At 58.8% G+C, this 15,376-nt stretch carries 13 protein-coding genes, 1 tRNA gene and 1 pseudogene; 9 read left to right on the top strand and 6 right to left on the bottom strand.

The features are described 5' to 3' along the window. The 3 genes and pseudogenes from HMPREF3149_RS13525 to HMPREF3149_RS02495 form a co-directional block, all read left to right on the top strand. Positions 1-502, top strand: a pseudogene (locus HMPREF3149_RS13525) (collagen-like protein); the annotation flags it as partial. 256 nt (positions 503-758) lie between these two features. Further along, entirely contained in the window at positions 759-3,110 is a 2,352-nt protein-coding gene (locus HMPREF3149_RS02490) for an FtsX-like permease family protein (protein WP_168162173.1), read from the top strand. After that, on the top strand, positions 3,107-3,790 hold the full coding sequence (locus HMPREF3149_RS02495; protein ID WP_070536352.1) for an ABC transporter ATP-binding protein: 684 nt from the start codon (positions 3,107-3,109) through the stop codon (positions 3,788-3,790). The genes HMPREF3149_RS02490 and HMPREF3149_RS02495 overlap by 4 nt, the downstream gene beginning before the upstream one ends. A 45-nt stretch (positions 3,791-3,835) precedes the next feature. On the opposite strand, the gene HMPREF3149_RS02500 is transcribed toward HMPREF3149_RS02495, so the two are convergent. The 3 genes from HMPREF3149_RS02500 to HMPREF3149_RS02510 form a co-directional block, all read right to left on the bottom strand. Next, positions 3,836-3,909 (bottom strand) — tRNA-Pro (locus HMPREF3149_RS02500). A gap of 121 nt (positions 3,910-4,030) precedes the next feature. Continuing rightward, positions 4,031-4,429: a YchJ family protein gene (locus HMPREF3149_RS02505; RefSeq protein ID WP_070536353.1), complete on the bottom strand. Its 399-nt coding sequence runs from the start codon at positions 4,427-4,429 to the stop codon at positions 4,031-4,033. An 8-nt stretch (positions 4,430-4,437) separates the two neighbouring features. Next, a complete protein-coding gene (locus HMPREF3149_RS02510) occupies positions 4,438-5,631 on the bottom strand; it encodes a bifunctional alpha/beta hydrolase/OsmC family protein (RefSeq protein ID WP_210385395.1) in 1,194 nt (397 codons plus the stop codon). A 97-nt stretch (positions 5,632-5,728) separates the two neighbouring features. Here HMPREF3149_RS02510 and secA2 point away from each other — a divergent pair, with 97 nt between their 5' ends. The 5 genes from secA2 (at position 5,729) to HMPREF3149_RS02535 (ending at position 10,862) form a co-directional block, all read left to right on the top strand. Further along, complete coding sequence (gene secA2, locus HMPREF3149_RS02515; RefSeq protein ID WP_070536357.1) at positions 5,729-8,020, top strand: accessory Sec system translocase SecA2; 2,292 nt, start codon at positions 5,729-5,731, stop codon at positions 8,018-8,020. 87 nt (positions 8,021-8,107) lie between these two features. Then, entirely contained in the window at positions 8,108-8,539 is a 432-nt protein-coding gene (odhI, locus tag HMPREF3149_RS02520; RefSeq protein ID WP_070536359.1) for an oxoglutarate dehydrogenase inhibitor Odhl, read from the top strand. 82 nt (positions 8,540-8,621) lie between these two features. Beyond that, positions 8,622-9,371 (top strand): transcriptional regulator FtsR, encoded by a 750-nt coding sequence (locus HMPREF3149_RS02525; RefSeq protein WP_070536361.1) that lies wholly within the window; start codon positions 8,622-8,624, stop codon positions 9,369-9,371. Between the two features lie 70 nt (positions 9,372-9,441). Continuing rightward, positions 9,442-10,038: a bifunctional nuclease family protein gene (locus HMPREF3149_RS02530; RefSeq protein ID WP_070536693.1), complete on the top strand. Its 597-nt coding sequence runs from the start codon at positions 9,442-9,444 to the stop codon at positions 10,036-10,038. 269 nt (positions 10,039-10,307) lie between these two features. Beyond that, positions 10,308-10,862: a MerR family transcriptional regulator gene (locus HMPREF3149_RS02535; protein ID WP_141741443.1), complete on the top strand. Its 555-nt coding sequence runs from the start codon at positions 10,308-10,310 to the stop codon at positions 10,860-10,862. 173 nt (positions 10,863-11,035) lie between these two features. On the opposite strand, the gene HMPREF3149_RS02540 is transcribed toward HMPREF3149_RS02535, so the two are convergent. The 3 genes from HMPREF3149_RS02540 to HMPREF3149_RS02550 form a co-directional block, all read right to left on the bottom strand. Next, positions 11,036-11,917, bottom strand: a complete 882-nt coding sequence (locus HMPREF3149_RS02540) for a vWA domain-containing protein (RefSeq protein WP_070536363.1) — start codon at positions 11,915-11,917, stop codon at positions 11,036-11,038. Positions 11,918-11,984: 67 nt separating this feature from the next. After that, a complete protein-coding gene (locus HMPREF3149_RS02545) occupies positions 11,985-12,842 on the bottom strand; it encodes a 3-methyladenine DNA glycosylase (RefSeq protein WP_070536366.1) in 858 nt (285 codons plus the stop codon). Continuing rightward, positions 12,839-14,185, bottom strand: coding sequence for a DEAD/DEAH box helicase (locus HMPREF3149_RS02550; protein ID WP_070536368.1), 1,347 nt, complete (start codon positions 14,183-14,185; stop codon positions 12,839-12,841). The genes HMPREF3149_RS02545 and HMPREF3149_RS02550 overlap by 4 nt, the downstream gene beginning before the upstream one ends. Positions 14,186-14,358: 173 nt before the next feature. Between HMPREF3149_RS02550 and HMPREF3149_RS02555 the strand changes: the two genes are divergently transcribed. Further along, positions 14,359-15,324 (top strand): hypothetical protein, encoded by a 966-nt coding sequence (locus HMPREF3149_RS02555; RefSeq protein ID WP_141741436.1) that lies wholly within the window; start codon positions 14,359-14,361, stop codon positions 15,322-15,324. Positions 15,325-15,376 lie beyond the last annotated feature (52 nt).

Raw genomic sequence — 15,376 nt, forward strand, 5'->3', positions numbered from 1 at the left:
CGATGGCAAGGACGGCAAAGATGGCGAGCCAGGTCGTGACGGCCGCGACGGTCGTGACGGCCGTGACGGTAAAGATGGCGAGACAGGTCGTGACGGTCGCGATGGTCGTGACGGCCGCGATGGTCGTGACGGCCGCGATGGCAAGGACGGTGTCGACGGCAAAGATGGCGAGTCGGGCCGCGACGGTAAAGATGGCGTTGACGGCAAAGATGGCCGTGATGGTGCGAATGGCATGAACGGTGCCAACGGCGCACCAGGTCGCGATGGTATCAACGGGCAAGATGGTCGCGATGGCCTGAACGGTCTTAACGGCCGTGATGGCGTCGACGGCAAGGACGGTAAGGATGGCAAGGACGCCGATATGTCCTCTATGGTTGGCTATTCCTTCCTCGCGGCCCTTCTTGGTGGCGGCCTCATCGTCTCTGTACTTGGTGCGATGGATTACCTTTACCTGCTGGGTTACCTGCCTAAGGAAGGCATTCCGTGGCGTGCTGGCCGCTAAGGATGCGCTAGCTACTGTGCCAAAGGCTCTGTAAACCCTAGAGCGAGCAATCAAGGCCACCGTCTCCGGTATCTTTGCCGGGCACGGTGGCTTCTTTGTGTTGTTTGCTAACTCGGGAGGTATCGCCTATGGAGGGATGTCCTGGGGTACATCATGTCGCATAATCCGTACGTGGGAGGGGGTGCTGAAGTAAACTCAACCTTACAGAGTAAGGCTCTCTTTCGACGGTGAGGTGATCCACCCAATGTTTGGCAGAATGCTTCGCAACGATGTCCGTCGAAATACCGTGTTGACCTTTGCAGTTACGGCCCTCATGGCGGTCTCGGTCGCGCTGGCGACGGCAAGTGCTGGGCTCATCGCGCAATTGGGCGGGGCAGCCGATGCTTTGCTCGACCAAGCGCGGGCACCACACCTCGTGCAGATGCACGCAGGAGACGTCGATAAGCACAGCATTGACAGATTTGCCCAGGACACCCCGAATGTCACCGACCACCAGATCGTGGAGCTCCTCACGCTCAACAGCTCCGACCTTGTCTTCGCTGGTGTGGACCAACGCAATAACGTCCAGCAGAACTCACTTGTTGTTCCGCCGAAGAGTGGGGACCTCTTACTCGATGAGGACAACCAGCCCATTGGAGCGGTAGAGCCCGGCACCGTCATCATGCCCATCATGTACAAGATTGAGGGTTCCCTGCAGGTAGGGGACGTTGTGGAGATCGGCACTGGTCCCGGCGCGCGATCCTTGACGGTTGTTGGTTTCACGAGGGATTCCATCATGAATCCACCGATTGCCGGTTCTAAGCGTATCGCGGTCAACGACGCGGATTTTGTGGATATCGCTCGTAACTACGGCACGCGAGAGTACCTCATCGAGTTGTGGGTACAGGACCCGGACACCCAGATCCCAACTGTGAGCACCGCATACATGGATGCAGGATTGCCGACTAATGGCCCTACGGTGGACCGTGCCACCTTCCGCATGTTCATTGCAGTAGGCGAGGGGTTTAGTGCCGGAGCGATCATCTTGGCGTCGTTGCTTCTTCTCATCGTGGGGTTGCTCGTTCTGCGCTTGTCGTTTTTGACAACGTTGCGCCACGACGCCAAGGAGATTGGCGTGCTCAGCGCTATTGGCGTCCCCACAAGCCGGATCCGGCGGCTTTATTTGGTGAAATACACTGCGCTAGCTGCCGTCGCTGCCGTAGTGGGGTTGGCGCTTGGTCTAGGGTTGTTACCCCTGATGACTCAGCGGCTATCTGCCTACCAAGGCGTGCAGCATAGTGCGGCGGGCGTGGCCGGCGCGATGTGTGGCGCGCTGCTGATGTTTGTTCTGACCGTGCTATTTGTCCTCGTCATGTTGCGCAGGGTGGGGCGCACGAGCGCCGTAGAGGCCCTCCGAGCAGGAGGCACACAGGAGGTTGGCAGGGGACCGCGCCTCCGCCTCGCTACGGCGAAGCGGACACCGACCAATATTCGTCTGGGCTTTATAGCGCTGTTGCGTGGACTGAGCGCGCACGTCCTTCTTTTCTGCGTTCTGGTAATTTCTACCTTCATCGTCATTGTGCCCACCGCTGCAGCCAACACAGCCAATGATCCACGGTTTAGCACCTATATGGGTATCGCGCAGGCAGACGTGTACATGGGCTGGCGAGCGGAATCACCTGCAGACGCGGACATTGCTCACGACATTGACGCCACCCTACACCACGCCGATTCCGTGGCTCACCACGTCCTCACCACAACGTCCCGTCACGATGTTCTCGCGGTTTCTGGAGAACGCATCAGCATGAACATCGTCAGCGGCGACCACGACACCATGCCCACCGCCTATGTCGAAGGCCGTGCACCACATACCCCTGATGAGATCGCGCTGCCGCTGATGTCCTTGAGCGCAACCGGATATGAGGTGGGGGAGACGATTCCCGTGGAAGTACGGGGAGAACTGAAACCTCTGACCATCGTTGGTTCATACCAGGACATCACCAACGGTGGTAAGACTGCCAAAGCGCTGCTGGATACAAAGCCTGAAGATGTCACGTGGTACACGGTGTTGGTTGATCTTCAACCTGGCGTTGAGCCTGCGGACGTCCTGGAGGAGTGGTCTCACCGTTGGCCTAAAGCTAATCCCGTCGCCTTGGAGACCATGGCAGAGCAAACCTTTGGACCTGTAGCACGCTCCCTGCGTACGGTAGCTCTCATTATCCTGGCCACAGCGGCACTGCTCGCAGCCCTGATCACGCTGATGTTCGTACGTATGCTTATTGCTACTGATTCGACGCCGATTGCCATTCAGCGCGCGTTGGGAAATACCGACGACGGCATCCGCACCCAGTACCTCACTCGGACTCTGTCCGTGCTGGCGTGCGCGGTTCCGGTAGGAATGGTGTTGGCCCTCATCGCCGGGGAAGGTGTGTTCAACCTCGGAATGGAACTCATCTTCGGCGGGATGGAGGCGGCCGGTCAAGGTGGCAGCCAGATTCAGCTCATGGTTAATCCCTGGTTGGTTTATGGTCTTGTTCCTCTCGTTCTTTCTCTTTCGGTTGCCGCTGCCACGTGGCTGGGTAGCCGCTCCATCAGCCGTACCCATATCACGGAGGTGACTGCGCAATGACAACCATTCTGTCCGCCCGCAACGTAACCAAGGCTTTCGGCGATAACACCGTGCTTCACGGAATTAGCGTCGACATTGCTGCCGGGGACATGGTAGCCATTACTGGGCCTTCTGGCTCAGGAAAATCCACACTGCTGTATGCGCTCAGTGGAATGGATAGCGTTTCCTCGGGGCAGGTGACACTGTGCGGCGAGGACCTCACCCAGCTCAGCCAGAAGGAATTGGCGCGACTGCGACTGACCCACATGGGCTTTGTCTTCCAACAGATCCACCTGCTGACTAACCTCAATGTGCTCGACAACATCATTTTCCCAGCCTTCCTTGCCGGCCTTGCGCCGCGGGATGAGCTCGTGGAACGCGCACACGAACTCATGCAGAACTTGGGCGTAGAACCCCTAGCGGGCCGCGACATCACCGAAGCTTCGGGCGGCCAACTCCAACGAGTCGGCATCTGCCGCGCGTTGATCAATGAACCGCGCATCATCTTCGCTGATGAGCCCACGGGTGCGTTGGACAGTGAGAATAGCCGCCAAGTGATGGACATCTTCCGTGATATCAACTCTGCGGGCACGACGATTGTCGTGGTCACTCACGATGAGGACATTGCGTCCTCGAGTCCCCGCCGAGTTCACCTTGTAGACGGGCTCGTAGACTACGACATCCGGACGGACGAACAATAAAACAATGAAAGCTGGTCAGAACTTCTCTGACCAGCCGGAAAGCTGTCGGACTAACAGGATTTGAACCTGCGACCCCTACACCCCCAGTGTAGTGCGCTACCAAACTGCGCCATAGTCCGCCGTCGCACTCATTGGTGCAACTGCTACAGATTACACCAGCGGTATTCGCTTCAACAAATTGCTGTTCGGGGGTGTATTTCGCTCAGCGGTTGGATGGGGCGAGGGCTTTGCCCGAAGGTACTAGAACTCACCAGCGGAGTACACCCACAGCCCGTCCTGGCGGCGGAAGGAGGAGCGCTCGCGCTGGGACCCTGTGGCAGCGCCCTTGTAAAATGCCTCAAACCCGACGACACCAGTGTCGTCAAGAGGCCCGCCAGCCACGGTGTCGAGGATATCCAGCCGGTAGAAGCGGATTCCGGTCTCGGCCAGATCGAGGCGCTCAGGGCGGGTTCTGGGATCCCACGTGCGTAGGAGGTACTCTTCGTCGCCGGTGACGAAAGCGCTAAACCGGGAGCGCATGAGTGCTTCCGCAGAGGGGGCGGGTGCACCAGCGTGATACCGCGAGCAACACTCGCCAAAAGTGAGGCCGGTTCCGCAGGGACAACGTGCCCCAGGTTCGAGGGGATTGAGGACAATCATCGGCGTGCCTAGGCGGTGGTGGTGACGGTCTCGCTCGTCACGACGGTGGTGGTGACGGTGGCATCAAGGAGGGAATCGATGGGGGTGGCCGTGGAGGCGTCGACAAGCGCGGTACGTTGAGCAGCGCTCAAGGAATCCGGAAGGGAAATGGTGCGGGTGAAAGAACGCTCAGAGTCCTGCGTGACGGTGACGGTGAGTGACTCCAGTGCCTGTGTGTCGACCTTCTGCTCCTTGCCCGCAGCTTTGAGCGCCTGTGTTGTAGCGGTGGCAAGTGCGGACATCAGCAGACCTTCGGCGGTAAAGCCCTGTCCCTTGCCGCCGCCCTTCTTCGTGCGGTCAGCGGTCACGGCACGTTCGTTGTTGCGCACGACAACGCCCATGCGCGTGCCCACCGCGGGGGTGGCCACGGCTGTGTCAGCAGCGACCGGTTCAGGCAGGTTTTCTGGCACGATGTACTGCTCCGCCCAGGCGCCGATCAGGTCAGCGGCGCGTGCGGCGGCTCCCTGCTTCGTTACCAAGTGATCGGCCTTATCCAAGGCGACAAGGGACTTGGGGTAGCGCGTGGTGAGGAAGATATTTTGGGCGTTATCGATGCCGACGGTCTGGTCAATCGGGGAGTGCAGCAACAACAGTGGTTTGCGCAGGCGTGGGAGGTACGCTTCCGGGTTGGTCTCCGCGAGGTCCTCGAGGAAGTGGCGGGAAATGATGAGGGCGCGACCACCTAGGGTCACTTCAACTTCACCGTTGGCGTCGACTTCACCAATCTTGTCGGCATAGTGAAGAACTGAGTGCGCTGGGTCGAACGGTGCGCCAATCGTGGCCACGGCCTTGAGTGAACGGATGTCATTCGCGGCGGCGAGAGAAGCTGCGCCACCCAGAGAGTGACCCATGAGCAGCTGCGGGGCGGAGTAGTTCTCAGCCAGCCACTCTGCTGCGGCCTGGATGTCCGCGACGTTCTGGCTGAAGTTGGTTTCGCTGAAGTTGCCCTCGGACTGGCCTAGGCCGGGGAAGTCGAAGCGCAGGGTAGCGATACCAAAATTGGTGAGCTGCTTACTCACGCGAGCTGCGCCCGGGGTGTGGCGGGAGCCGGCGAAGCAGTGCGCAAAAATGGCGAATGCTTGCGGCGGGGTGTCAGGAAAATCGATGGTGCCGGCCATCGTGGTGCCGGTGCTGGAGGGGAGCGTCACGTTCACGGATTGCATGCTCATAAGGATATAAGGGCAAGTGCGCGCCGGCGAACCGGGGTTGACTAAAGTCGAAGGGAGATGTGTAGGCCGCACAGAAAGGTGAGGAGTGCTCATGGGTGCATTCGATTGGTTCTGGAAGGCGATGGGCGCGCAGTCCGAGCGCAACAACAAGAAATCTAAGGCTGTAGTGGCAGCCGCGGATTCGGCTGTGGAAGATGTTGCTGCGCTGGATGATGCCGCTGTGGCCGACGCCGCCCGCGCCTGCGTCAAGGATGGTGCCATTGCGGATAAGTCCCGCTTCCTCGCGGCACTTGCCGTTGCGAGTGAGCGCAAGTTGGGGATGCGCCCCTTCAACGTGCAGTCGCAGGCAGTCCTGCGTTTGCTGGAGGGCGATGTCATCCAGATGGCCACCGGAGAGGGCAAGACGCTCGTGGGAGCCATGGCAGCAACGGGCTTTGCGCTGACTGGCAAGCGCGTGCACCTGGTGACAGTGAACAATTACCTTGCTGCGCGCGACGCTGAGTGGATGCGCCCGCTCGTCGAGTTCTTCGGACTTACCGTGGCTTCCGTGACGGAAAAGCTCGGACCAGAAGAGCGCCGCGCGGCTTATCAAGCGGACATTATTTATGCCCCGGTCAATGAACTGGGCTTTGACGTGTTGCGCGATAACCAAATCACCTCGCGTGAGCAAACGGTCCAAGCCCGCGCAGATGTAGCGCTTGTGGACGAGGCCGACTCCGTCCTCGTTGATGAAGCCCTCGTGCCGCTAGTTCTCGCTGGAAACCGGCCGGGCGAAGAATCGACGGGCCACATCACCAATGTGGTCTCCCGACTACGCGAAGAACACGATTACGTCATTGCGGAGGATGGGCGCACGGTTGCGCTCACGGATGAGGGCGCGGCGCGGGTTGAGCGCGAGCTGGGGCTGGACTCCTTGTACTCCGAGGAGAACATCGGAACGGTGCTGGTCAAGGTTAACCTGGCACTGCATGCTAAGGCCCTGCTCATCCGGGATATTCACTACATCATTACGGACGGCAAGCTGCAGCTTATCGACGCCTCCCGCGGCCGCGTTGCCGACCTCCAGCGCTGGCCCGATGGTCTCCAAGCAGCCGTGGAAGCCAAAGAGGGCCTTGAGGTTTCCGAGGGCGGTCGCATCCTTGACACCATTACCCTCCAGGAACTGATGCGCCGCTACCCGCTGGTGTGTGGCATGACGGGTACGGCGGTGGAGGCCACCGACCAGTTACGTCAGTTCTATGACCTGCACGTCTCCGTCATTGATCGCAACCAGGAGCTGCAGCGCTTCGATGAGGCTGACCGTATCTATGCAACGGTGGACGATAAGTCGAAGGCCATCGTCGAAGAGATCGCCGCCATTAACGCCACCGGACAGCCGGTTCTCGTGGGTACCCACGATGTGGCTGAGTCAGAGGATTTGGCCGATGCCCTGAGGGAACGGGGGATTACGGTCAACGTCCTCAACGCCAAGAACGACGAGGACGAAGCCCGCATTGTGGCCGAGGCCGGCGATGTGGGACGGGTGACCGTGTCTACCCAGATGGCAGGTCGTGGTACCGATATCAAGCTTGGCGGCGCGGATGAAGCAGATCGTGATGCTGTCGTGGAAAAGGGCGGTCTTGCTGTTCTGGGAACCTCGCGTCACCGTTCCTCCCGCCTAGACAATCAGCTGCGCGGCCGCGCGGGCCGCCAAGGAGACCCTGGCATGTCGGTATTCTTCGTGTCCCTTGAGGATGACGTCGTACAGCAGGGTGGCGAGGATGAATCCCTGTCGGCGCGCCCCAATGCCGATGGACTCATTGAGTCCAAGCGAGTCAGCGACTTTGTGGCACATTGCCAACGCGTGACCGAGGGCCAGTTGCTTGAGATTCATGCCCAGACCTGGAAGTACAACCAGCTGCTCGCAGACCAACGCGTCATCATTGATGAGCGTCGCGCGAAGCTTCTCGATACTGCCCAGGCTTGGGAGGAGCTCGCGGAGCGTGCGCCTGACCGAGCCGCCGAGCTTGGCGATGTCCCTGCCGCCGCCCGCGAACGCGCCGCCCGCGAAATCATGCTTTATCACTTGGATCTAGCCTGGGCAGATCATCTTGAGCTCATGGACGATGTCCGCGAGTCCATCCACTTGCGCGCGATCGCCCGCGAGACTCCCATCGATGAGTATCACCGCATTGCTGTGCGCGAGTTTAAGGATTTGGCGCAGCGCGCAGTGGATGATGCCGTCGATACATTCAAGAGCGTTGTCATCGATGCCGAAGGTGCACATCTGGAAGACCACGGTTTGTCCCGGCCGAGTGCGACGTGGACCTACATGGTGTCTGATAATCCGCTGTCAGGGGGCGGAAATTCGGTGCTCAAGGGTATAGGTAACATCTTCCGCTAATGTAAATTACAGCGAGGCGGCTCGCGCGGGCAGCGGAGTCGCTAATATAGATTAGGTCAACATCGATCCGACCCTTCGGAGGTAAAAATGAGCGAGAACACCGGAACGCCGGAACCGCAGGCAGAGACTACTTCTGTCTTCCGCGCCGATCTTCTCAAGGAGATGGAAAACGGCACCGCGGCGAGCTCCGACGCTTCCGTCGCTGGCGCTGAGAACCTGGCTGAGGGCCAGGCGCTGCTCGTCGTGAAGCGCGGCCCCAACGCTGGTGCGCGTTTCCTGCTGGATCAGCCCACCACCACCGCGGGACGCCACCCAGAGGCAGACATCTTCCTCGATGACGTCACCGTCTCCCGCCGCCACGCTGAGTTCCGTGCCAACGATGGTCAGTTCGAGGTCGTCGACGTCGGATCCCTCAATGGCACCTACGTTAACCGCGAGCCACGTAACGCACAGGTCCTCGAGGTCGGTGACGAGATTCAGATTGGTAAGTTCCGTCTGGTCTTCATCGCCGCCAAGTAAGTTCCAACCGGCGGGGCGGGGATAGTTGTCTCTGCCTCGCTGTGTTCTCAAGACCGTGTAGAAAGCAGAAGTAGTCCCCATCGTGAGCGCACAGAACTCCTCCGCCGTCGCGGCACCCTCTGCCGCTAGGAAGCCTAAGGCCGCCAAGCAGAAGCCGATGTCTATCGGCGTGACGCTGAAGCACCTGCAAAAGCAGTTCCCTGATGTCACGGTGTCCAAGATTCGCTTCCTTGAGTCGGAGGGGCTGATTACCCCTGAACGCACGCCTAAGGGCTACCGCCGCTACTACCAGAAGGATCTGGATCGTCTGCGCTACATTCTGACTGCGCAGCGCGATAACTATACTCCGCTGAAGGTCATCCGTGAGCAGCTGGAAGCAATGGACTCCGGCCAAGTCACCGCGATTGTGTCCTCGCAGGCTGAGGCCCTGATCAGCGCTGAACAGCTCCGCGCTCCAGTGGTCAATAGACTTACTGATGCCGACGTGGCCGATCAGGCAGGCGCCACCCAGGAAGAAATTGCGAGCTTGGTCAAGGTGGGGCTCATCAAACCAGACGCGGCCGGCTTCTTCGACACAGATGATGTGTCTATAGTCACGGCTGCGGTTGCCCTCGAGTCTTTCGGCTTCGAAGCCCGCCAGCTCAAGTCCCTGCGCAACGCGGCTCGCCGGCAAGCTGACCTTATTGCGCAGGTTGCCACGCCCGTCGCTCACTCGAAGTCCGATACCGCACCGCAACAGGCGGAAGAACTCTCCCAGCAGATGGCAGCGCTGGTGCTTTCGCTGCACAGCACGCTGGTGAAAACCGAGCTGCGCGACGAGTTCCTGCAGTAGTTTCTGTCGCTTCAGCCGTGAGAGCTGGCGCGACATCCATGCACTGCAAAAGTGTGGGAGAGTGGAAGCCATGAATTCTGAAGAACTGAAGTTTTTAGGTATCCATCCAGTCGGCCCCGAAAACAATCTGTGCGCCCTTTTCTATTGGGAAGAAGCAGACCGCCACGTACCCGTGTGGCTGTCACCCATCGACGGCGCACGTGTGATGCAGGTGTTGGAGCGCCATTTTAATGCGCGGCCCAGTACCTACGAACTCCTGATTGCCTTCGCTGATCAACTCGATGGCATTGAGAGCATCTGTGTGTCGGAATATCGCAAGGGTGCATTCATGGTGGATCTTATTGACGGAACGGGGGAGGAGCACGACGCCCGCATGTGCGATGCTCTTGTGTTGGCGGATCACTATGGCGTGCCCATTACTTTTGAGAAGGACGTGCTCAATGAGGTTGCTATCTATATCAGTGATGAAGACCTGAAGGAGTACTACGGACTTGAACGTGAGTCCGAATCCCCTGAAACCTTCCCTGAAAAGCGACTGCGTGATTTCAATGAACGGGTTGCTCAAAGGAAAGCCCAGGAAGATGATGATTTTGAGCAGCTAATGCGCGATTCTGGAATCTCCGAAGAGGATCTTTTCAGCGAGGATGAATCGGAGGATGAGAACTAGATTCCCGTTTGGTTTATCATCACGCGGCGCCCGTCCAGGGCGCCGCTGTTTCTTTCTGCCTGGGAGATTTTTAATGACACGCGTGTGACTAATGATGACAAAGGGATGAAACAAGTCTAAAGTTCTACTAGAGGTTCAGCGCGGTCTACCCTTGACGCGGGTAACGGCGTGGCCTTTAATAGAAAACTAGAACTCCCTTCAAACACCATTGGAGTAATTACGTGAGCAGTAAAGACCTTTACATCGAGAATCTCGAGGCCGAAAGCCAGCTGGACTACGGCACGAGCGAAAGCTACGTCCAAGAGTCACTCTTTGATATTGGCCCGGATGAGGAACTGGGCTACCGCGTGCCCATCGCGTGCCAGGTGGCTGGCATTACCTACCGCCAGCTGGACTACTGGGCGCGTACCGATCTGGTGAAGCCCTCCATCCGAACCGCCCGTGGTTCCGGGTCCCAGCGTCTGTACTCCTTCAAGGACGTCCTCGTCCTCAAGATTGTCAAGCGGCTTCTCGATACGGGCATTTCTCTGCAGAACATCCGCTTGGCCGTGGACTCTTTGCGTGACCGCGGCGTCAATGACTTGGCTGAGCTTACCCTTGTCTCCGATGGTACGACCGTCTACGAGTGCCGCTCCAACGACGAAGTCATTGACCTCCTTGCCGGTGGCCAGGGCGTCTTCGGAATTGCAGTGCCTGGCATCCTGAAGGAACTCTCCGGCACCATTACTTCCTTCCCTGCAGAGCGCATCGTGGAGGAAGAAGAGGCTGATGTCGTCGTCGGTCTTGACGAGCTCGCAGCTCGTCGTAAGCGCAAGACCTCGTAAGCCCGAGGCCCGCTGAGGAACATCTTTAGCCGCCGCACATCCCAGCACTGCTGCTCACGTCAGTGCCAACCGGGGTGCGCGGCGGCTTTGTCATTCCAGAAAGTAGCCTTCACCCCCAAGAGCTAGTACGTGTTAGGCATAGAACTCGTACTCGTCTGGGCTTAGGGGTGACGCTAATGTGCACCCGCGGCGGCAGCGATGCTGTTCTTGTCCTCGGTAAGGTCGGCGGGATTTGCTACGGCGGTGAACGAATCCGCTGCCTTTTCTAGTTCGGCGTCATTGTCGCCGTCACCAATATGAACAACGCTCAAGCTCACACCGTCGCCGCGTGCATTTTTCACTGCCTCGGTAAAAGAGGCATCATCCATATCCTGCTGCGTGCCGGTCGTGATGAGAACGACGCGAGTGTCCTTTCCGCTCTCGGACACTTGGTCCGTGGCGTTGCCCAGGGCCGCGATGACAGCACTGCGCGTTTGGGGAACTCCGCCGGTGCCAAACATCTGGGCGGCATAAGCTACGTTGTCAGCATCGCCATAAGCTACGTTTTGGCGATAACCCACCGTAGCGGTAGCGGAAATGGGAGAGGAGTAGTTCCACAACCCCACCTGGCTTCCTTGTGCACCGGCAGCTCGTGCGGCCTCAGCTACACCTTGGCTTACCGGATCAAAGTACGGAGTGAGATTCTCAGAGGTATCGAGGAGGAACAACGTATTCGGTGCGACCTCATCGGCTGCGCCGTCGGGCTTGTTCTCCGAGCTAGGCGCAGTGACAGTGGAGGATGACGCGTCCTCAGAGGCTTCGGTCGATGTTGAGCTTACGGAGGATGATGGAGCTGCCTTCGCGGTAGGGGAGACTGCTGTGGTGGCGTTCCCGGAAGTCTCCTCGGGCGTAAGCGCTGTGGAGGATTTTTCTGCCACGGTCTCGGATGAAGCAGGGTCATTTCCACGGAAAAGGAAGAAGCCACCGATAACAAGCGCGAGCACCGCGAGGATGGCCACGATAATGAGCCACGGAGCAAGTGCGTAGTTATTCTTTCCATCCGAGTGCTGGGCCATCATGTTCCTTCCGCGCTGGGGGCCACTTGACCTATCGACTCAACGTCACGCGCGCCGACAGGTCACATCAATGGTTATTCATTGTAGCGGGCAGCGCTGTGCGAATAAGGGAGACAAGCCGCGCGCGGAGAGGCTCGGCGGTGTCGGAAAGCGCGCGCTGGCGGCGTACATACTCAGCCTTTCCTTCCGGAGTTTCAATGGGCACGACCCCGAAACCCCAGTCGCGGCAGTCATATGGCGAAGCCTCCATGTCTAATGTGCGGGCAGCCACCGCCAGCCGGAAGGTGTCCAAAAAGAGCTCACCGGGAACGAGCGGCCCCAATTTCCACGCCCATTTGTAGAGATCCATCGTTGCGTGCACACACCCGGCTTGGTCGTGCTGCGGCTGGTCCTCACGAGTCAGGACCGTAAGGTTAAGCGGACGTGCAGGTTGAGTGAAGAAACGAAAGGCATCGTAGTGTGTGCATTTGATGCGGTGCTTGTCGACGACCTCATTCGTCCCCTCTGCCCCCAGCCGCAAAGGCAGATCGTGGCGAGGGGAATCAGTGTGGTAGACCATTGCCCATTCATGCAGGCCAAAACAATCGAATTGACTAGGGTTGTGAGTGGTCTTATCGAGCAATTCCAGGATGTAGCGCACCGTACCGCCACGCTTTTCTAAGAAAGCCTCGCTGTCGAGTGTGATGCCCGCGTCGCTGTGGTGGTAGAAACGCCACTCCTCATGCGGCACCGTATCCCCGGCAAGTACCACGCCGAGGCCAGGGTGCCAACGGCGCAAGTGCGATGGTCGCACAGGATAGTACTCGAAGAGAAAGTCATACACAGGATGGTAGGAACCTGGATGGCGATAGCGAGTAAGGTACTCATCCGCAGCTTCCTCGTGCGCACGCATCCGGGCCTGCCAATCCTTGGGCTGGAGAATCATCGCTGACCCGAATGTCCTGTCCGGCGACGCTGGTTTCGGCGGCGTCCACGCTGGCTTTGGCTTCCTGCTCGGCGGTGTGAAGTCTGCTCTTTAGCGTGTTTCTGGGGAGTCTTCTGGGTTCGCTTCTTCGGCTGTTGCTGGTGTGGCGGTCCAAGCGGCTCGCCTGAAGGTTTACGAGCTCCTGTCATCTGGGCTAGATCTGGGCTGCTGGCTGGGTTCTGTCGAACGCTGATGTCGAGATCCGTATGCTCAACACCGGCCTTTTTAATGAGCTTGGCTACCTCGTCGCGCTGTTCATCGGTGACGAGCGTAACGACGGTTCCGGACTCGCCGCCGCGCGCCGTGCGCCCCGAGCGGTGTAGGTAGGCTTTGTGCTCAGCGGGCGGGTCAACGTGGACGACGAGCGATACGTCCGCGATGTCGATGCCGCGAGCCGCAATGTCGGTGGCGACAAGGACTGGCACGCTGCCATCGGCGAAACCTTCGATGGCTTTAGTCCTCGAGCCTTGGCCCTTATCGCCGTGCAGGGGAAGCGCGTTGATACCAACTCGGCGCAGCTTCTTGGCTTGGCGGTCGACACCATGTTTCGTGCGCATAAACATGATGGTCTTACCCTTGCGTGCGCCTAGGCGCAGCACGACGTCATTACGAGCTTCACGTGTGCCAACGAAAATCAGGTGGTGATCCATCGTGTCCACCGCTGCTTCAACCGGTGCAGTCGAGTGAGTGACGGGGTCATGCATGAACTGGTTCACCAGCTTGTTGACCTCTCCGTCGAGGGTTGCGGAGAACAGCAGACGTTGCCCGTTATCCGGTGTGAGCTTGAGTAGCTTCCGCACCTGGGGGAGGAAGCCCATGTCCGCCATCTGGTCAGCTTCGTCCAGTGCCGTGATGGTGACATCATCAAAAAACAACTTGCCCTGATCAATGAGATCCTGCGCGCGGCCCGGTGTGGCAACGAGTAGGTCTACCGGCCGGGCAAGAGAGCGAATATGGTTGTTGATGTTGATACCGCCGACCACTGCGAGCACACGCAGCCCCAGAGCTGCTGCAGGTTCGTTGAGTCGCTGCTGAATCTGGGTGGCGAGCTCACGCGTCGGTGCCAAAACGAGTCCACGCGGGCGGGCAGGACGTGAGGCTCCGGATTCCGCCAATCGGGCGAGCATCGGCAGACCAAAAGTGAAAGTCTTGCCGGAACCGGTTGGCCCGCGGCCGAGGATATCTCTTCCGGCGAGGGCATCCGGAATTGCGGCTGCTTGGATTGGGAAAGGAGTTGTGATGCCCTGCTTGTCTAGGACACGCACAACGTCACGGGGAAGGCCGAGTTCGGCAAAAGTAGTCATTGCTTCACAAGTCTAGTGTTCGTGGCAGTGATACCGAAATGACTGATACGCCCATCACCGTGTAGCTTGCCGTTAGCTGCTCAGGTGCTCAACGTTGCGGCTTGCGGGGACTTCCACCCATGTCTTATTACCTTGGCGAGAGTGTGTGCTGGGATTTTGCTACTTTGTCAAGCATGACGCCCCCTCACAATCAGTCGCCTTATCCGCAGGGCAACCAGAATTCGCACCAACCGCACACCAATGTCAATCATCCTGACCCATACGCAGCGCATCAGTCTGTCCCCTATGGAACAGGAGCGCAGCCCTTTCCCGCAGTCGATGAGCCGCAGAGATCATCGTCCTCGACCGCACGATGGATTATTCTTGTATTTCTCATCCTTGCGCTGGTTCTGGCCGGTCTCGGTTTCGCGGCATACCGCCTGATTTCAGGCAACGATAGAGAGGATTCGCACCTCGGAGCGCCACTGAGCGAGACGCCGACGGCTGTGGAGATGACCACGGAGGTTTCAGCGGTTCCGAGCCCGAGTGAGGCCGCAGAGGCTTCTAAGAATCCCACTTCCCACAACGAAGAGGCCACACAGGTCGAGGCCGCACCTCTCGCGCCGCTGGAAGGCTTGCCCGCTGACTACTTCGACCACTCGCTGTCTATGGAGGAGGCGGATAAGATCCGAGAAGGTGAGATTGTTGAAGCCCCAGTGCCGGAAGAGCTCGCTGGGTTGACGGACACGTGTATCCAAAGCGCCTCATTCTTCGGAAAGCCTGATGACCAGGGATTTTTCTCTAGTGGCATGGTGCCGACGATTACCTGCTTCTTCGGTAAGGAGGGCGAACTCCAAGTCAACTACACCAGAAATAAGGACGCCATTGCTGCCGCAGCGAAACCGGTCAAGGAGCACGTAGGAAAATTAGGGAGCCTTTCAAGCAGACTTAATCTAGCTGGACGGGCTAATGAAGTGAAAACGACCCGCGGTTCGATGCTTTTCCTGATCTACAACTCGCATGAAGGCCAGAAGGAATTCGTGATGTCGGAAGTTCTTGCGGGGGAGACTGCCGCGATCGAATACATCTCCGACACGAGTCAGGTACTGCTGCGCCAACCGCTCGTCGATGCCGGGATTGTCGAGCGCGACCGTAAATAAGAAAAGTAGCCGAAACACTAAGGCACAAACGATACGAAACAAGCCCCTCACG

Source organism: Corynebacterium sp. HMSC05E07 (assembly GCF_001807225.1).
GTDB classification, from domain to species: Bacteria; Actinomycetota; Actinomycetes; order Mycobacteriales; family Mycobacteriaceae; genus Corynebacterium; species Corynebacterium singulare.